Annotated in this window: 16 protein-coding genes; 3 read left to right on the plus strand and 13 right to left on the minus strand. The window is 68.7% G+C overall.

Going from position 1 to position 17,066, the window contains the following annotated elements; genetic code table 11:
* Positions 1 to 28 precede the first annotated feature (28 nt).
* Genes LGM42_RS27670 through LGM42_RS27685 form a run of 4 tightly spaced genes read right to left on the minus strand, consistent with a single transcriptional unit; the run spans position 29 to position 4,021 of the window.
* Positions 29 to 820: an endonuclease/exonuclease/phosphatase family protein gene (locus tag LGM42_RS27670; RefSeq protein ID WP_060310416.1), complete on the minus strand. Its 792-nt coding sequence runs from the start codon at positions 818 to 820 to the stop codon at positions 29 to 31.
* The gene (locus LGM42_RS27675; protein ID WP_226233856.1) at positions 811 to 3,009 is read right to left on the minus strand and encodes a VTT domain-containing protein; all 2,199 of its coding nucleotides are present in this window, start codon (positions 3,007 to 3,009) and stop codon (positions 811 to 813) included. Before LGM42_RS27675 ends, LGM42_RS27670 begins: the two co-directional genes overlap by 10 nt.
* Entirely contained in the window at positions 3,006 to 3,329 is a 324-nt protein-coding gene (locus LGM42_RS27680) for a hypothetical protein (protein ID WP_059575052.1), read from the minus strand. The genes LGM42_RS27675 and LGM42_RS27680 overlap by 4 nt, the downstream gene beginning before the upstream one ends.
* Positions 3,326 to 4,021 carry an MgtC/SapB family protein gene (locus LGM42_RS27685; protein ID WP_060310538.1) on the minus strand — a complete coding sequence of 232 codons (696 nt, stop codon included), beginning with the start codon at positions 4,019 to 4,021 and terminating at the stop codon, positions 3,326 to 3,328. Before LGM42_RS27685 ends, LGM42_RS27680 begins: the two co-directional genes overlap by 4 nt.
* 177 nt (positions 4,022 to 4,198) lie before the next feature.
* Here LGM42_RS27685 and LGM42_RS27690 point away from each other — a divergent pair, with 177 nt between their 5' ends.
* Together LGM42_RS27690 and LGM42_RS27695 are read left to right on the plus strand one after the other, a co-directional pair.
* Positions 4,199 to 4,441 (plus strand): DUF6566 family protein, encoded by a 243-nt coding sequence (locus LGM42_RS27690; protein ID WP_059637224.1) that lies wholly within the window; start codon positions 4,199 to 4,201, stop codon positions 4,439 to 4,441.
* A gap of 86 nt (positions 4,442 to 4,527) precedes the next feature.
* Positions 4,528 to 5,235, plus strand: coding sequence for a succinate dehydrogenase/fumarate reductase iron-sulfur subunit (locus LGM42_RS27695; RefSeq protein ID WP_226233858.1), 708 nt, complete (start codon positions 4,528 to 4,530; stop codon positions 5,233 to 5,235).
* A 30-nt stretch (positions 5,236 to 5,265) separates the two neighbouring features.
* Here LGM42_RS27695 and LGM42_RS27700 read toward each other — a convergent pair whose 3' ends face one another.
* The 6 genes from LGM42_RS27700 to LGM42_RS27725 all read right to left on the minus strand — a co-directional run bounded on the left by LGM42_RS27700 (position 5,266) and on the right by LGM42_RS27725 (position 11,332).
* Positions 5,266 to 5,697, minus strand: coding sequence for a hypothetical protein (locus LGM42_RS27700; protein ID WP_144029784.1), 432 nt, complete (start codon positions 5,695 to 5,697; stop codon positions 5,266 to 5,268).
* Between the two features lie 126 nt (positions 5,698 to 5,823).
* A complete protein-coding gene (locus LGM42_RS27705; RefSeq protein ID WP_226233860.1) occupies positions 5,824 to 6,846 on the minus strand; it encodes a Rieske (2Fe-2S) protein in 1,023 nt (340 codons plus the stop codon).
* A gap of 26 nt (positions 6,847 to 6,872) precedes the next feature.
* Positions 6,873 to 7,937, minus strand: a complete 1,065-nt coding sequence (locus tag LGM42_RS27710; RefSeq protein ID WP_226233862.1) for a Rieske 2Fe-2S domain-containing protein — start codon at positions 7,935 to 7,937, stop codon at positions 6,873 to 6,875.
* Positions 7,938 to 7,951: 14 nt separating this feature from the next.
* A complete protein-coding gene (locus LGM42_RS27715) occupies positions 7,952 to 9,046 on the minus strand; it encodes a terpene synthase family protein (RefSeq protein WP_226233863.1) in 1,095 nt (364 codons plus the stop codon).
* Positions 9,047 to 9,059: 13 nt separating this feature from the next.
* The gene (locus tag LGM42_RS27720) at positions 9,060 to 10,022 is read right to left on the minus strand and encodes an SAM-dependent methyltransferase (protein ID WP_226233864.1); all 963 of its coding nucleotides are present in this window, start codon (positions 10,020 to 10,022) and stop codon (positions 9,060 to 9,062) included.
* A gap of 635 nt (positions 10,023 to 10,657) precedes the next feature.
* Complete coding sequence (locus LGM42_RS27725) at positions 10,658 to 11,332, minus strand: HAD family hydrolase (RefSeq protein ID WP_027785977.1); 675 nt, start codon at positions 11,330 to 11,332, stop codon at positions 10,658 to 10,660.
* 200 nt (positions 11,333 to 11,532) lie between these two features.
* Between LGM42_RS27725 and LGM42_RS27730 the strand changes: the two genes are divergently transcribed.
* Positions 11,533 to 12,717, plus strand: a complete 1,185-nt coding sequence (locus tag LGM42_RS27730; RefSeq protein WP_060967444.1) for a sugar transporter — start codon at positions 11,533 to 11,535, stop codon at positions 12,715 to 12,717.
* A 33-nt stretch (positions 12,718 to 12,750) separates the two neighbouring features.
* On the opposite strand, the gene LGM42_RS27735 is transcribed toward LGM42_RS27730, so the two are convergent.
* From LGM42_RS27735 to LGM42_RS27745, 3 genes are all read right to left on the minus strand, one after another.
* Positions 12,751 to 13,926, minus strand: a complete 1,176-nt coding sequence (locus tag LGM42_RS27735; RefSeq protein WP_226233865.1) for a helix-turn-helix domain-containing protein — start codon at positions 13,924 to 13,926, stop codon at positions 12,751 to 12,753.
* A 161-nt stretch (positions 13,927 to 14,087) separates the two neighbouring features.
* Entirely contained in the window at positions 14,088 to 15,215 is a 1,128-nt protein-coding gene (locus tag LGM42_RS27740) for an NAD(P)-dependent alcohol dehydrogenase (RefSeq protein ID WP_226233866.1), read from the minus strand.
* Between the two features lie 14 nt (positions 15,216 to 15,229).
* The gene (locus LGM42_RS27745) at positions 15,230 to 16,702 is read right to left on the minus strand and encodes a benzaldehyde dehydrogenase (RefSeq protein ID WP_226233867.1); all 1,473 of its coding nucleotides are present in this window, start codon (positions 16,700 to 16,702) and stop codon (positions 15,230 to 15,232) included.
* Positions 16,703 to 17,066 lie beyond the last annotated feature (364 nt).

The following is a 17,066-nucleotide window of genomic DNA, read 5'->3' on the forward strand; positions in this document are numbered from 1 at the left end:
GGCTGCCTCCGTCGGAGCGAGAAAAGGCTCACCGTGCAAGCGCCGTGCCCGTCGCGGGCGTCGCGCGCATCCGCGCGACCAGCGGATAGTGATCCGATGCGTGCCGCGCTCGCGCGCTGCGATGCACGACCACGTCGACCAGCAGCTCGCCCGGATGAATCCAGATCCGGTCCAGCGAGAACACCGGGCACACGGTCGGGAACGTGCGCGGCGCCGGCGCGCGCCGGAACCGGGTGACCAGCGCCTGCAGCGCGCGGCCGCGCACGAACCACTCGTTGATGTCGCCGAGCAGGATCACCGGCATCGCGCCCGTGTCGAAGGCCGCGAGCAGCCGCTGCACCTGCGCGCTGCGTTCGCTCGCCGACAGCCCGAGATGGGTCGCGACGACGCGGATCGGGCCGGCGCTGCACTCGATGTCGGCGTCGAGCGCGCCGCGCGGCTCGCGCGGGTGGAACGACAGGTCGAGCGTGCGCGCCGCGCGGATCGGGCAGCGCGACAGCACCGCATTGCCGTAGCGGCGCTCCGGCGTGTCGATCGTCGGGCCGGCCACCGCGTGCATGCCGGTCGCGTCGCGCAGATGCGCGAGCACGTCCGGCGCGCGCGTGCCGCCGAGCGGTACCTCCTGCAGCGCGATCACGTCCGCGTCGAGCTCGTCGATCACGGCCGCGATCCGGTCGGCCGCGCGCGCGGGCCACGCGCCGTAGCCGCCGCGGATGTTGTAGGTGGCGATCCGCAGATCGCGCCCGCCCGGCGCGGCGGCAGGCGCCTCGTCGGCGGTGACGACGTGCGGCGGTGGAGCCGCGTGTTTGCTCAGCGCCATCGTCGCAATATCCTCACGAGCAGGATCGACACGCCGACCAGCGCGAGGCCGATCGCCGCGAGCCACCCGAACGCGCCAGGGCCGGGATGGCTGAGCGCCGCGGTCAACTGATGCGCGAACGTGACGGTCAGCACGATGCCGGGCAGCATCCCGAGCGCCGTGCCGATCAGGAAGTCGCGCAGCCCGATGTGCGACGCGCCGGCGACGAGGTTCACGACGGTAAACGGCGCGATCGGCAGCAGCCGCAGCACGGCCATCGCGACCACGCCGCGGCGGCCGATGTGCTCGCTCAGCCGGTTCGCGCGCGGGCCGGCGAGCCGGCGCACCGCGTCGCGCCCGAGCCAGCGGCCGAGCGCGTAGGTCGCGGCGGCCGCCGCCATCGAGCCGACGCCCGCATACGCGAAGCCTGGCCACGCGCCGAACACGAGCCCCGTCGCGGCGATCAGCAGCGTGATCGGCACCGCGAAGGTCGCCGCGACCACGTAGGCCGCGAGCAGCAGCGCCGGCGCGGCCGGCAGCCGGGCGATGGCGGCCACCGCGTGCGACAGCGACGCGACGTTCAGGTGCGCGCCCAGCGGCGTGAAGCGCCACGCGAGCGCGAGCGCGGCGATCGCGAGCACGATCGCTCCGAGCACGAAAAAGCGCGCGGTCAGCGAGCGATGCTGCTCGTGCGGCACGAATTCGCGGACGAACCGGTCGGGTTCGATCGGCTGCTCGGGGTCGAGCCGCGCGCTGACCGGCACGAGCGCCTCGAATTGCGGCGACACGGCCGGATCGAGCGTGCGCAGCGTGCGGCCCGGCTTCGCGCGCAGCCGGTCGAGCACGACGTTCGGCCGCTCCCCGCCCGCGAACGCGTCGGCCACCGCGGCGGGCGTCGTGCCGAGATGTTCGGCCAGCAGCCGCTCGCGCATGCCGGCGATCGCCGCGCGAATGCGTGGATCGCCTGCCGCGACGAGCGCGATGCAGCATTCGGTGTCGAGCAGCATCGAGCGGTTGTTCAGGTTCGCGCTGCCGATCACGATGCATTCGTCGTCGACGATCGCGACCTTGCTGTGCACGTTCACGCACGCGTCGCCGAGCGCGTCGACGTGCGGATACAGCAGCCGGTAGCGGTCGAAGCGGTCGGCCGACGCGAGCGTCGCGTGCAGCCGCGCGCGCAGCACGCCCATCGTCGCTTCCTGCAGCCAGCCGCTCTGCACGCGCGGCGCGACGACCGTCACGTCCGGCCCGTGCGCGTCGGCCAGGCGCGCGGACAACGCTTCGCGCACCACCGCCGCGGTGAAGTACTGGTTTTCGATATACAGGTGCCGGTGCGCGGCGCGGATCGTGTCCTCGACGAGCGCGCGCACCTGCAGCACCGGCTCGCGGCCGCCGTGGCGCGGCGCCGTATACGCGATGCCGAGCCGCACGTCGCGCACGTCGACGCGCGCATCGGGCGGCCACGGATCGTCGTCGGCCGCCCGCTCGAGATGCCGCTGCGCGCGGATCGCGATCGGGCGCCCGCACGCCTGCAGCCAGCGCGAGCGCGCCTGTTCGCCGATCGCGGCGGCCGCGTCGCCGTCGAACATCGCGTGCACGTCGTGGAACGGCGCGTACGGCATGCCGTGCTCGTCGCGGCGGCGCGGGTCGTCGGCCGCATGGGCCGGCGTGTCCCAGCGGGCGCGCGTCAGGTCGAGGCCGCCGACGAACGCGAGCCGGTCGTCGATCACGACGAGCTTCTGGTGATGCGACGCGCCGCGCGGATGTGCGTCGTCGAGCCGGAACCGGATGCCGCGATGCGCGCGCCAGCCGGCCCGGTACACGGGCGGCCAGTCGCGCTCCAGCGCGTAGATCATCGCGAAGTCCCACGCGAGCACGTAGATGCGCAGGTTGTGGCGGGCGGACGCGAGCGCGTGCAGGAAGGCCGCGAGCGTATCGGGCAGCGTGTCGCCGGCGCCCGCGGGCGCGAGCCGCATCCGGCTGTCCACGTCCCAGCCGACGATGAACACGGTATGGCGCGCGCGCAGCAGCGCCGCGCGTAGCGTCGAGAAGTACGCGTCGCCGTCGACGAGCATCGCGAAGCGGTCGGCGCCGCGGATCGCGTCGCAGTTGCGCCCGCGCTCGAGCAGGCCGTGCCGCGGCGGGCCGTCCGCCGGCGCGGCGTCGATGCGCCGGTCCTCGGCGCGGGTCACGCGGTCCGGCACGATCATCGTGCGCCGACGTCCCGGTCGCCGTCGATCCGCTGCAACAGTGCGTCGCAGCGCGCACGCAGCGCCTGCAGTTCCGGCGAATGCGCGTCGAGCCGCACGCGTTCGCCGTGCACGACCGCGATGTCGTAGATCTCCTGCGCGATCGTCGCCGACGCGTATGCGATCCTGATCCGGTCGAGCCAGTCGCATTCGGCGCGCCGGCACGCGAGCCACGCGCGCAACGCGCCGACCAGCTGGCTGGTCGTGAGCCAGGCGCCGGTGCGCATACGCGCGGCGAGCTGGCTCGTCACGAGATAGGAGAGCAGGTCGGTCTGGGTCACACGAAACTCCTTGACGAGGTGTCGGGTTGACAGGTCCGCACGCACGCGATGTTTTGCAGCGTCTCGCAGATCGCCGCGAATTCCGGCCCGCTCGTGCGCGAGAACGAGACGGAGATGTCGTCGGTGTCCGGATCGTCGTCCGACTGCTGGACGATGAACCGTTTCACGCGCACGCGGCCGGGGCCGAGCGCTTCGTGCAGCGTGTTGAGCGTCAGGCCGCCGCGCTCGGCCACCAGCAGCAGCGTGCGTTGCTGGCGCTGCGCGATGAAACGGCGCTCGAGCGGCTTCACGCCTGCGAGGATCGCGAGCACGATCGCCGTCGCGCCGACCGACGCAACGACCATGCCGCCGCCCGCGGCAAGCCCGACGCCGGCCACGGCCCACAGGCTCGCGGCCGTCGTCAACCCGCGCACCACTTCGCCGCGCAGCAGGATCGAGCCCGCGCCGAGGAAGCCGATACCGGACACGACCTGCGCGGCGACCCGCGACGGATCGACCACGACGCCGTTCTGCCCGCGCACGTCCTCGAAGCCGAACGTCGACACCAGCATCACGAGCGCGGAGCCCACGCACACGAGCATGTGCGTGCGCAGCCCGGCGGCCCAGTTCAGGCGCTCGCGTTCGAGCCCGATCACGCTGCCGAGCAGCGCGGCCAGCAGCAGGCGTCCAAGCAATTCGAGGTGACTGATCATGATGTGCATCCGTTCGGGCCCTGCGTGAGGCGGGCCCGGTAGCGCTTCGATGCGGAAAAGGGACGCAAGCAGCGTGCCGGCCGGGCACGGTCCGTGCGCGCAAGGACCGGGGTGCGCGCGGCGTGCATGCGGCGCGCATTTTTTGCATCGCCATCGCAGATAAGACAGGAGGCCACCTTGGCACATCAACAGGACGCACAGGTTCGGGACCCGTATCGCGGCCACGAGATTCTCGTGTGGGCGCGGCCCAACGAGCGCGGCGCATGGCGCGACGAGGTACAGGTATACGTCAACGGCGCGCGCATCGAGCTGGTGGTGCCGGAGGCAGCCGGCCCCGAATGGCTGACCGAGGTCGAGGCGCTGCGGGCAGGCGTCGAACGCGGCCGCTATTTGATCGATAAGCGCGTCGACGACGACTGATCGGCATGGCGCTTGCGGCGCCGCGTGCCGCGACAGTATCCCGCAGCACTCCGAGAACCCATGCCGGCTGGCGCCGGGAGGAAACGATGAGCGATTCGCGCACCCTGCATATCTATCGTTACGACCCCGATCGCGATGCGCAGCCGTACCTGCAGCGCTACGAGATCGACGTGGACCCGGCCGACCGCATGCTGCTCGACGTGCTCGGGCGCGTGAAGCGCGACGACGAGACGCTCGTGTATCGCCGCTCTTGCCGGGAAGGCATCTGCGGCTCGGACGCGATGAACATCAACGGCAAGAACGGTCTCGCGTGCCTGACCAACATGCAGACGCTGCCGCGCGAGATCGTGCTGCGGCCGTTGCCGGGGCTGCCGGTGGTGCGCGACCTGATCGTCGACATGACGGACTTCTTCAACCAGTACCACTCGATCCGCCCCTACCTGATCAACGACACGACGCCGCCCGCGCGCGAGCGGCTGCAGTCGCCGGAAGAGCGCGACCAGCTCGACGGGCTGTATGAATGCATCCTGTGCGCGTGCTGTTCGACGTCGTGCCCGAGCTACTGGTGGAACCCGGACAAGTTCGTCGGCCCGGCCGGGCTGCTGCAGGCGTACCGGTTCATCGCCGATTCGCGCGATCTCGCGACGGCCGAGCGGCTCGACGATCTGGAGGATCCGTACCGGCTGTTCCGCTGCCGGACGATCATGAATTGCACGGACGTGTGCCCGAAGGGGCTGAATCCGACCAAGGCGATTTCGGAGATCCGGACGATGCTGGTCAGACGGACGGTGTGATATGCCACGTCTGAATGCTTGCTCCCGGACTTATGAAAATACCGAGATCAGTCGTTGGAGCAAAGGCATTTGGGCCGTCCACCGGTCCATCCGGGAAGGCGGCATGGCGATGAAGCGCAAGGGCGACGACTTCGATTGGTCGTAGTAGAAAATCGTGTCGTCGCCGTACTCCAGTTCCCGAGGAACTGCATCGTTGATCGTGCGCACCGCGAAATACCTCTCCGCCAGCACATTTCCTGCCGACCCTATCACCCGGAGACGAATTTCGTCGCCGTCGCCAAGAGAGCGAGGTGCCCCACACAGCTCGATTTTGTATTGCTCGCCACCGAACTCTTTCGTTCCCCCGTTAAAAGCTTGAGTATAGTTTTCGCAACCCCCATATGATTCGCGCAACATAAGAGACGGAATCGCCAAGACCAAAACGGCCGAGATCGCGATTAGATTTTTTCTGGTGACCTGCATATTTCGCCCAGACTTAATTATGGCAACGGGAATATATCAGGCTGTTTCGCTGCCGGACGATGCTGGTCAGACGGACGGTGTAGGGTCGTGCGTTCGGCGGGCGCGCCGCGTACATTCCTCCCTTGGCTATTTTTCGGCAACCGTGTCCGCATGCGCGGCCGGGCGCCGCGCCGCGGGCCGCTCGACGCCCGGATAGAACTGCCGCGCCCAGCGCTGAAACACCGGGTACGGTCCGTCACCGGCGCCCGGCGTACCGTAGCCCGTGTAGTCGCGATTGTTCCACACCATGATGTCTTCCTTGAACACGGGTACCAGCCACAGCCGGTGCAGCACGCGGCCGAGCGCGGCGTAGACGAGCCGCTGCAACGGCCCCGGCCACCTCGCCAGCCACGAGAAGCGGAATGCGATGCCGTCCCGGAAGGTCCAGCGCAGCGGCGCGATCTGCACGCCGCACGCGAAGATCTTCGCTTCGAGGCCGATCGCCTTCATTTCATGGTCGGACGACACGCAGCCCAGGCCATGAACGCCAATCAGCGTGCTCCATCTGATGTTCTTCCACGCCATGTCCACCTGCATCGAAATGCGCGGCCCGTCGATCACGGGCGCATGCGGTTTCATGTCCTTCCAGCGATGCAGCGCGCCGAAATGTTCGAGGTCGTAGCCGTTTTCCGGCAGGTTCTGCATCACGCCGCGCAGCGTGAATGCCTGGCCGACCGGCGCCGAGAAGCCGGTCATGTCCACTTCGGGCAACTCCCACGTCGGCGCCAGTCCGTTGGCGTTCTGCCACACGAACACGAAGCCGTTCCATTCGCGCACGTGCCATGTGCGAAGCACCAGTTCCTGGCTACCCTTCATGCAGCGGGCCGTGGTGCGCCGGCCGTCGGGGCCGTACGCGTAGTGATGGAACGGACAGACGATCTGCTCGCCGTCGACGGTGCCCCCGTGGCCGAGATGCGCGCCCTGATGCGGGCAATATGCGTCGACCGCACACGCGACGCCCGAGGCCGTCCGGTACAGCACGACATCGCGTCCCATGAAAGGCGTCGTGAGCACGGCCCCGCGCTTCAGCTCGCGGCTGAAACACAGCGCGAACCATCCGTCCGGATAGGGCAGCGGGGCGGTTTCGTCGACGGGGCTGGCTGCATTCATCGCGCGCTCCTGCGTTGGCATGGCGCTCATCGCGCGAATGCCCGGTCGGCGTGGGCGACGGCCGCCGGCACGGTGCCGTGTTGCCCGTGTTGCCCGTCGGGCGCGTCGCCGCGGGCTTCCGGATAGAACTGCGCGGCCCAACGTCGGAACGTCATGATCGGCATCTCGCCGGCCATCAACGTCGGGCGCGCGTCGTAGTCGCGGTGGTCCCAGATGCGCAGGTCGCGCTTGAATTGCGGCACGAACCACAACCGGTACGCGGCGCTCACGAGCATCTCGTGCAGCGCGCGGCGCAGCGGCGACGGCCACGCCGACGCGCGTTCGACGCGCAGCGCGATGAATTCGCGGCAGGTCCAGCGATCGGGTTCGATCTGCGTCGGGAACAGCACGACGCGCGCGTGTAGCCCGAGGTCGGGCAGTTCCATGCGCGCGGCCATGCAGCCCAGGCCGTGCATCGTGATGTCCAGCAGCAACCGTTGCCCGAGCAGCACGAGCGTCGAGCGCATCGTCATCCGGTGGCCGTCGGCTTCCGGTGGCTCCAGCACGGGATTCGACCACCCGTGCACCGGGCTGAAATGATTGACGTCGACGCCGTTCTCGGCCGGATTCTGCAGGCTGCCGTTCAGCGTGTGGCACCGGCCGCGCGGCCGCGAATAGCCCGCGAGGTCCAGCTCGGGCAGCGACCACCGCGGCGCGGCGCCCGCACGGTCCTGCCACGCGAGCACGACGCCGTTCCATTCGCACACGTGGCGCTGCCGCAGCACGGCGGCGGGCGGCTTGCCGTCGCGCCCGGCCCGCACGCAAGTGCCGTCCGGCGCGAACGCGAGGTGATGGAACGGGCACACGATCTCCTCGCCGCGCACGATGCCGCCGTGCCCGAGATGCGCGCCGAGGTGCGGGCAATGCGGCGCGACCGCACGAATCAGGCCGGATGCCGTTCGATAGAGCACGACGTCCTCGCCCATGAAGCGCGTGACGACGAGCGCGCCGGGTCTGACGTCGCGGCTGTATGCCAGCGCGAACCAGCCGTCCGGGTAGCGAGGTCGCGCCGCCGCGGCGGGGTCGGGCAGGTAATGAATCGATGAATGCATGCGCATGTCTCCGTTCACCAGCGCGAATCGCGACGGTCGCGCACGGCGATTTCGTCGAGTGTCGGGAGCGCCGTCATCGCGATTTCGCCCCCTGTGAAGCGCCCGCCACCGAAATCGTCGCCGTGGTAGCGGGTGCTGAACGCGTGAAACTCCGCATTGCCCGCACTCATGTAGCCGAGCTCCGCCACGTACGCGTGCGCGTCGGCGTCGCCTGCCAGCACGCCGGTCGCTACCGCCTGCTGTGCGTCGATCAGGCGGCGTTCGTTCGCCGTGCAGAGCGCGGCCAACCGGTCGAGCGCCGCCTGAACGCCCAATTCCTCCACGCGCATCAGGATCCACACGGCGTTGAAGCGCTCGCGCGCGGACCGTTCCTTGCGAAACGAAAACAGGTCGTTGACGAGGATCACCGAATCGATCGCGGCGTTACGCGCGTCGGCCAGTGCCGCGTATTGCGCGAGGCGCTGCCCCATGTCGACGTCGAGCGCATATTCGGTGAGCAGCGTGATCCAGTGTCCGAAGCCCTCGACCCGGCGAAACGCCAGATAATCGGCGAGCGACAGGCGCGCCGCGTCGGTCGCCGTCGGGTCGGCCTGCGTGCGGATCTGTTCGCGGATGCATTCGACGAGCCGCTGCCGGAACGCCGGACGCGCGTCGAGTACGGTGCGCATCGCGCGCAGCGTGTCGTACAGCAGTTGCGCGGCAGGCGCATCGGCCGGCGGCGGCGTGCCGTCGACCGCGGCGAGGAAATGAGCGTGCAACGCGTCGAGCCCCGCCTGATCGCCGGTGCGCGCGAGATGCGTGAAGGCATCGTCCATCAGCGTCGTGACGTTCATCATGCGATGGATCGCGTACACGCGATCGGGCCGCGCGTTCGGGTAGCACAGGCTGCCGTATGCGGGAATCCGCTGCGCGAGAAAACGGCGAGCCGCCGCGTCGCTGCGATAGTGCCGCAGGATGTACGGGTAGTCGTCGATCGCAAGCTGCTGCTCGATCGCTTGATGCTGAGGGTGCCGGGCAAGCGGCAGCGACAGACGCGGCAGCGGCAGCACCAGCGTGTCCGTCGCGCCGGACGGGGCGGCCGCGGTGGGCGGCGTTCCGGATGCTTGCATGCGGATCTCCCGGTTACGCGTCGGGTTTGACCGCGACGATGCTGTAGGTCGACACCTTGTTCTTGATCAGCGCGACGGACCAGTTTTCCGCGAGCACGCGCAACTCTTCCAGCGTGTCCGGCGCGCGGTGCGGAAAATGGCGGTCGATGTTGGCCTTGGCATCCATCAGCCAGCGCGCGACGTCGATGTTCGACGGCAGCACGCGCATGTCGCGGATCGCGAACCCGGCGTCGATCAGCACCTGCCTGAAATAGTCGGGCGTCTTGCGATGCTTGCACGCGATCCGGTCGACCTCGTCCGGCGTGTCGGACTGGTATTCGTTCAGATCGACGTTGTACAGATTGTCCGAGATGACGACCGAGCCGCCGCCGCGCACACGCGCATGCAGCGCGCGCATCGCCTTTTCGTACAGCGCGTTCGGGAAATGCGAGATCACGCCGCGAATGATCACGAGATCGTACGGCGTCCCGGGATCGGGCAGTCGATCGACGTCCTGCGCGTTGCACTGATACAGGTTGATGCGCCCGGCGAGCCCGTGCTGCGCATGAAAACGTGCGCAGTACTCGAGCTGTTCACGACTGACGTTGACGCCGTCGAGGCGGATGCAGCCCGGGAAACGGTCGGCGAGATACTTGAGGATGTAGCCCCAGCCGCAGCCGATGTCGAGAATGCGCTCGACGCGCGCGGGAACGGGACCGTCGAAGCCGGCGAGGCCAAGCTGGCGTTCGAAGTAGCGAATGCCCGACTCGTCGAGCGAGATCGGCGGCGTGGAGCGCGGATCGTCGTAGACGCCGAACTGGAACAACAGATATTCGCCGATCGCCTTGCGCCAGTCGTCCGGGCTGCCGGCGTAGGTCGTCTGCACTTTCCGCTCGTAATCGCTCACCGTGTCGCCGTGCAGCACCCGGATCGGCAGGGCGGGCGCCGGATGCGCTGCCCGCATGTCGACGATCGCCTGTTCGCTGACCTGATTCATCGGAATCCTCGCGTCGTTTATTTTCGTCAAACTGGACAAAAACAACACCCGCCGATCGAGCGGCAGCACACGTATTCACGAAACGCCGGAACGAAAAAAAGCGCGTGCCGATACGTACGATCGTGCGATTGAATAAATCGATGTAATGCTTTCGTTGAAACGTTATGAAGGTGAAAGATCCGTGCGCATTTATAGAATCCCCGGATAAATGGCGGAAAGGGCGCCGTGACGCGGCATCGCGAGGCAGGCCCGATCATGCGCGGGATGCCTGGCGACGCGGGTTGCACCGGCTGGCCGGTTCGGCTCCGTATGTGACTCGCATTTTCACGATTCGGATACTGCGACCGTGAACCGGAAACGAAGTGTCTTTGTTATATGAGAGGCGATTCGATTTTTCAAGAATCTTCCCGTCTGTTTTAAAAACACGGGAAAACGGGCGCCGATAAAGATATTGAAATCACGATCGTCAATGGCGGTGGGGATTGTTTCGATTCGATGAATCGAAAAAGCAGCCGCGCCGTGAACGAATCGCGCACGCGGCTGCCTCGGCCGGACGAGGCCGTGCGGACACACGGCGTCCGGCTCGACTGAAACGCCGTTCACGCATGAACGGACCGGGCGCGACCTGACTGCGCCTACGGCCGCGCGGCGACCTCGTCCAGATGCCACAGCAGATCGGCCGGATCGTCGTACACGCGCAGCGCGCCCGCCCGCTCCAGTTCGTCGCTGCCGTAGCCGCCCGACAGCAGCCCGACGCCCAGCGCGCGGCAGCGGGCGGCGGCGAGCATGTCCCAGATGCTGTCGCCGACCACCACCGTATGCTCGATCGGCACGTTCAGTTTCGCGGCGGCGGTCAGGAACAGGTCCGGGTCCGGCTTCGCATACTTCACCTGATCGCGCGTGACGACGACGTTCTTCGCCGGATCGACGCCGAGCGCCTCGAGATTGATCGCCGCGGTTTCCATTCGCCCGCTGGTCGCGATCGCCCAGCGAATGCCGGCATTCGACAGCGCGGCCAGCAATTCGCGCGCGCCCGGCAGCGGCCGGACCTGCGCGCGCAGCCGCTGGTACGCGGCCGCATGCAGCCGTGCGAGCCGCTCGACGCGCTCGGCGTCGATGTCGCCGGCCGTCTCGCGCAGCAGCTGATTCAGGAACAGGCCGCCGCTCATCCCGATCTTGCGATGGATGCGCCACACCGACAGTTCGATGCCTTCGGCATCGAGTGCTTCCTTCCACGCGAGCACGTGCTGATAGACGCTGTCGACGAGCGTACCGTCGAGATCGAACAGAAATGACGTTTCAATGCGCATGTAACTCTCCTGGCCTGATGGTGGTCGGGCAAATCGTCGGTAAAACCCGATTCGTCACATTATCGGCGCGCGGCCGTGTCACCGCCATGTCCCGCGCCGCACGCGCCGCGCCCGGCGGCGGCGTGTCGAACAGCGCTGGTACAATCGCGCCGATGCGCCGGGCGGGCCGCCCGCGCGCCCAACCTTCGTCGAATCCCCGTATGGCAACCCCCGACGCCGTCAGTTCCGAACAATCGTGGTGGGGCGTTCTGGCCCTGGCACTCTCCGCCTTCATCTTCAATACCACCGAATTCGTGCCCGTCGCGCTGTTGAGCGCGATCGGCGACAGCCTGCAGATGCAGCCGACCGCCGTCGGCCTGATGCTGACGATCTACGCGTGGGCCGTCGCGGTCGTGTCGCTGCCGCTGACCTTCGTCACGCGGCACGTCGAGCGCCGCAAGCTATTGAGCGTGGCGCTGCTGGTGTTCGTCGGCAGCCACGTCGTGACCGGCTTCGCGTGGAATTTCACGGTGCTGATGATCGGCCGGCTCGGCATCGCGTGCGCGCATGCGGTGTTCTGGTCGATTTCGATCCCGCTCGCGGTGCGGCTCGCGCCGAGCGACCGCAAAAGCCGCGCGCTCAGCCTGATCGCGATGGGCTCGGCGATCGCGATGGTCGCCGGCATTCCGCTCGGACGCGTGATCGGCGAGGCGTTCGGCTGGCGCATCACGTTCCTGATCATCGCGGGCGCGGCGGGCGTCACGCTGCTGTTGCTGCGCGCCACGTTGCCGTTGCTGCCGAGCCAGGGCGCCGGGTCGCTGAGCAGCATCGGCGTGTTCCTGCGCAAGCCGGCGCTGGTCGCGCTGTACGCGATCACCGTGCTGGTCGTGTCCGCGCACTTCACGTCGTACACGTACATCGAACCGTTCGTGCAGAGCGTCAACCATGCGAGCAACAGCCGGATCACGTACGTGCTGATCCTGTTCGGCGTCGCCGGCCTGCCGGCCGCGGTCTGCTTCAATCGCGTCTATCCGCACCGGCCCGACGATTTCCTGCTGGCGTCGATCGTCGCGCTGTCGGGCTGCCTGCTGATCCTGTTCCCGTGCGCGCTGAACATCGTCACGTTGTCCGTGCACACGCTGGTGTGGGGCGGCGCGATCGTCTGTTTCGGGCTGGCGATGCAGGCGTGGGTGCTGAAGCTGGCGCCCGAGGCGACCGACCTGGCCGTGTCGATCTACTCCGGGCTGTACAACGTCGGGATCGGCGCCGGCGCGCTGCTCGGCAACCATATCGCGGGCGACTTCGGGCTGCCGTGGATCGGCACCTTCGGCGGCGTGGTCGCGATCTTCGCGGCCGGGATCGCGTGGGCCGCGTTGCGGCTGCATGAGCGGCGGGCAGTGGCTTAGCGCCATCGCCACACCGCACTTCATCCCGCATGGTCAATGCGCTTCGCCGTGCCTGATCCCCGCCGCATCGCGCTGCCGCAGTTTCGCATACAGCGTCGTGCGTGAAATGCCGAGCTGCCGCGCGGCCGCCGACACGTTGCCGTCATGCTCGTCGAGCGCGCGCCGGATCGCGTCGAGCGACTGTTCGCGCAGGCTGGCGTTGGCGTGAGGGCGGCCGGCCGGCGCCGCGTGGCACACGTCATCCGCGTCGGCGAGTACGTCGGCGTGCCGCGCCGCGGTCGTGCGATCGAGCGGGGCGCGCACGGTGCGCACCCATACGTGGCTGCCATCGTCGCGCGCGATCCGCTGCGGCGTGCGCGACGGTGTCAGCAAGCGACGCTGCTGCGCGGGTGTCGCGCCGGGAAACAGTTGGCGGTGACCGACCGGGGCGACCGGCCCTTCGGGCGCGAGATCGAGCATCCGGCGCGCCAGGCGGCTCACCGCACGCACGCGGCCCGCTTCGTCGAGCGCGATGGCGCCGGCGAGCGGCGTGCCGAGCCAGCGCGGATCGAATTGCACCTGCAGCAGATGGCAGTCGCGCAGCATCGCATAGAGCCGCTGCTCGGCCGACAGCGACGCATGCCGGAACGGCTCGTGCAGTTGCGCGACGTTGCGCCGGCCGATGCCGGTGATATCGAGCGCGCCGATCACTTCACCGTCGAAACCGACGAGCGGCACTGCGAGACAGAACACCCGCGCGAACGCGTCGAGATAGTGCTGCGCGCCCGCGACGACGGCTTCGGCGCCGTCGTGAATCACGCAGCTCGGCGCGGTCGTGCCGATGTTCGGCTCGACGATCCGGCGGCCAGCGACGATCGGCGTCAGCAGCGCGTCGTCGCATTGCGGGCTGCGCCGCGCATGCACGATCGTGCCGCGTGGGTTGACGCACATGATCGCCCATTCGCGGCCGCCGAACGCGGCCCACAGCGGCTCGATCTCCTGCGCGACGCAGCGATAGAGCCGCCGGTCGTCGCGGGATTCGTCGCGCTCGCGCTGCATTTCATAGCGGGCGGCTTCCCACGGCCGCAGCCCCGCCTCGCGCGAACGCAGCCACGAGCGCGCGACGCTGGCCGGCAACGCCGTTTCCGGCAGCGGCTCGCCCGCGGCGAAGCGGGCGCGAAGCCGGTCGAGGTCGACCGGCCGTGCAGGGGATTCGGGGGCTGTATTCACGCTGCGCTCCAGTTGGGGTCGAAAGTCGGGGCTGGACGTGCAGGCCCCGTGTCGCGCGAATGCGTAATATAGCCCGGCGCCTCCGGCGCGGTATTTTCGCGACGGCTACGCGCGGCCCCCGGCGGTCGCGATCTATTGCGCGGACGGCGGCGCATCGCCGCTCAATGCGGCAACCGCAGGATCGGCTTGAGCGTGCTTCCGTTGCTGCTGTCTTCCGCCGCCTGGTTGATCTGGTCGAGCGGATAGAACTTCACCAGCCGGTCGAACGGAAACCGTCCTTGCAGATACAGCTGCACGAGCTGCGGAATGAACGTCTGCGGCACGCTGTCGCCTTCGACGATGCCGCGGATCGTGTGGCCGCCGAGCAGCAGGCTGTTCACGTCGAATTCCGCCTTTGTGCCCAGCTTCGGCGCGCCGACCACGCCCATCGTGCCGCGCGAGCCGAGTGCGTCGATCCCTTGCGACAGCACGGCCGGCAGCCCGGTCGATTCGAGCGCGTAGTCGACGCCGCCGTCGGTGATCTCGCGGATCGTGCCGACGACGTCCACTTCTCGGCTGTTGATCGCATGCGTCGCGCCGAGCTCCAGCGCCAGCGCGAGCCGTGACGGCACGATGTCGACGGCGATGATCGTCGTCGCGCCGGCGATGCGCGCGGCCATCACGGCGCTCATGCCGACCGCGCCCGCGCCGAAGCTCGCGAAGCTGCTGCCCGGGCGCACCGCGAGCGAATTGATTACCGCGCCCGCGCCGGTCTGGATTCCGCAGCCGAGCGGGCCGAGCAGTTCGAGCGGCGCTTCCTTCGGCACCTTGATCGCGTTGTTCTCGCGTGCGAGCGCGTAGCTCGCGAACGACGACTGCGCGAAGAAATGATCGTGCAGCGGTTGCCCGGCCTCGTCCCGCATGGCCGTCTGGCCGTCCGAGTCGGCGCCACCGAAATTCAGCGCGAAGAACTGCCGGCAATACGCGCCGTGACCGCCGACGCACGACGCGCAGTGGCCGCACGCGCCGTAGGTCAGCACGACGTGATCGCCGGCCGCGAGCGTCTTCACGTTCGGGCCGACCGCCTCGACCACGCCGGCCCCTTCGTGACCGAGCACGGCCGGCAGCGGCACCGGATAGTACTGGTCGCGCACGATCAGGTCGGTATGGCACAAGCCGGTCGCGACGACGCGCACCCGCACCTCGTCGCCGCGCGGCGCGCGGATCCGGGCCGCTTCGATCGAGAAGGGCGCGCCGGCGGCGCGCGCGACGGCCGCGGTGACGGCGCGTGTATCGTTGTCGGTGTACATGGTCGGTCTCCTCGTCAAATCGGATACAGCGGCGCTTCGCCCTTGATCGTCAGCCACTGCCACTGCGTGAATTCCTCCCAGTTTGCCGCACCGCCGATGCTCGAGCCATTGCCCGATGCGCCGACGCCGCCGAACGGGTTGATCGCTTCGTCGTTGACCGTCTGGTCGTTGATGTGCAGCAGCCCGGTGTTCAAGCGCTCGCCGATCCGCAGCGCGCGGCCGACGTCGGCCGACAGGATCGCCATCGACAGCCCGTATTCGGTTTGATTGGCGAGTGCGATCGCGTCCTCGTCGGTATCGAACGGCACGACGATCGCGACCGGCCCGAAGATTTCCTCGTCGAATGCCGGATTGCCCGGCGCGACGCCGCTCAGCACGGTCGGCTCGAAGAACAGGCCGCGATGGCCGCCGCCCGTCTCGACACGCGCGCCCGCGCGGCGGGCCGCGTCGACCACGCTCGCTGCATGGTCGCGTTGCGCGGCGTTGATCAGCGGGCCGAGGCCGACGTCGTCGCTGGCCGGATCGCCGACGCGCAGGCTGCGTGCCTTCTCGACGAGCTTCGCGACGAAGCGGTCGTGAATCGCGCGCTGCACGAGCACGCGGCCGGTCGCCATGCAGATCTGGCCTTGATGCAGATACGCGCCCCACGCGGTGTTCGCGACGGCGCGGTCGAGATCGGCATCGTCGAGCACGATCAGCGAGTTCTTGCCGCCAAGTTCGAGCGATACCTTCTTCAGGTGGCGGCCCGCCGCTTCGCCAACCTTGCGCCCGGCCGCGGTGGAGCCGGTGAACTGGATCATCGCGACGTGCGGATCGGCGACCAGCGCCGCGCCGGCCGCGCCGTCGCCGGGCAGCACGTGCAGCACGCCTTCGGGCAGGCCCGCGAGCTCGAACACGCGGGCGATCGCGACGCCGCCGCACACGGCGGTGCGCGGATCGGGCTTCAGCACGACCGCGTTGCCGAGCGCGAGCGCGGGCGCGACCGCGCGTATCGCGAGGTACAGCGGGAAGTTGAACGGCGAGATCACGCCGACCACCCCGCGCGGGCGGCGGCGCGCGAGCGACAGCCGGCCGGCATGCGACGGCAGTACCTCACCGGCCGCGCGCGACGGCAGTCCGGCCGCTTCGTGCAGCGCCTTGATCGTGACCGACGTTTCGAACGACGCCTTCGCGCGGGTCGAGCCGCTTTCGCGCACGAGCCAGTCGACGATCGCGTCGAAGTGCGTTTCGGCGACGGTCGCCGCGCGACGCAGGACCGCGGCGCGGTCGTCGTAGGGCAGGGCAAACCATGCAGGTTGAGCGTGATGCGCGGCGGCCGATGCTTCGGCGATCGCCGCGCTATCCGCGAGACCGATGCGGCCGAGCGTGTTGCCGGTCGCCGGTTCGGTCACGTCGGCCGCGTGCGGACTCGCGTGCCAGCGGCCGGTGAAGATCTTGCCGCGCCAGATGTCGGCGTCGAAGAGGGCGGGGTTCCTGCTGCTATCCATGTGCGCTCCTTGGGAAATTCGGATCGCCGGATCGGGTGTTGCTTGCGCGTCGACCGGCGTGCGCGCGAGAGTAGGCGGGCGGCCCGAAACGGGGCTATCCGGGTTTCTTCCCACGCGCGGCGGGCGCATGGAGTGGGGCGCGTTTGCGACTCGGTGTGCGGAAACTGGACAGTTGCGGTGCGGATTGTGCTGTGTGTCGGCTGATCACACTGCGGGTATTGCCGGTGCGGCGGGACCGGAGGTATCCGGAATTTAGTGTGTGAGGCGGGTTGAGATTCAGACTCCAATGTTGAATCGTTCTGGGTAAAGCAGTGCGAACTGAGTCATGGCGCTCTTCCAATCGTGCCGGGAACCCGTCCACTTG

Source organism: Burkholderia sp. AU39826, from assembly GCF_020419965.1.
Lineage (GTDB): Bacteria > Pseudomonadota > Gammaproteobacteria > Burkholderiales > Burkholderiaceae > Burkholderia > Burkholderia semiarida.

What these genes read in the sequence shown, in the direction of transcription:
- LGM42_RS27670 (WP_060310416.1), bottom strand. Translation starts at nt 820, where the DNA reads ATGGCGCTGAGCAAACACGCGGCTCCACCGCCGCACGTCGTCACCGCC.
- LGM42_RS27675 (WP_226233856.1), bottom strand. Translation starts at nt 3,009, where the DNA reads ATGATCGTGCCGGACCGCGTGACCCGCGCCGAGGACCGGCGCATCGAC.
- LGM42_RS27685 (WP_060310538.1), bottom strand. Translation starts at nt 4,021, where the DNA reads ATGATCAGTCACCTCGAATTGCTTGGACGCCTGCTGCTGGCCGCGCTG.
- LGM42_RS27695 (WP_226233858.1), top strand. Translation starts at nt 4,528, where the DNA reads ATGAGCGATTCGCGCACCCTGCATATCTATCGTTACGACCCCGATCGC.
- LGM42_RS27700 (WP_144029784.1), bottom strand. Translation starts at nt 5,697, where the DNA reads ATGCAGGTCACCAGAAAAAATCTAATCGCGATCTCGGCCGTTTTGGTC.
- LGM42_RS27705 (WP_226233860.1), bottom strand. Translation starts at nt 6,846, where the DNA reads ATGAATGCAGCCAGCCCCGTCGACGAAACCGCCCCGCTGCCCTATCCG.
- LGM42_RS27710 (WP_226233862.1), bottom strand. Translation starts at nt 7,937, where the DNA reads ATGCATTCATCGATTCATTACCTGCCCGACCCCGCCGCGGCGGCGCGA.
- LGM42_RS27715 (WP_226233863.1), bottom strand. Translation starts at nt 9,046, where the DNA reads ATGCAAGCATCCGGAACGCCGCCCACCGCGGCCGCCCCGTCCGGCGCG.
- LGM42_RS27720 (WP_226233864.1), bottom strand. Translation starts at nt 10,022, where the DNA reads ATGAATCAGGTCAGCGAACAGGCGATCGTCGACATGCGGGCAGCGCAT.
- LGM42_RS27725 (WP_027785977.1), bottom strand. Translation starts at nt 11,332, where the DNA reads ATGCGCATTGAAACGTCATTTCTGTTCGATCTCGACGGTACGCTCGTC.
- LGM42_RS27730 (WP_060967444.1), top strand. Translation starts at nt 11,533, where the DNA reads ATGGCAACCCCCGACGCCGTCAGTTCCGAACAATCGTGGTGGGGCGTT.
- LGM42_RS27740 (WP_226233866.1), bottom strand. Translation starts at nt 15,215, where the DNA reads ATGTACACCGACAACGATACACGCGCCGTCACCGCGGCCGTCGCGCGC.
- LGM42_RS27745 (WP_226233867.1), bottom strand. Translation starts at nt 16,702, where the DNA reads ATGGATAGCAGCAGGAACCCCGCCCTCTTCGACGCCGACATCTGGCGC.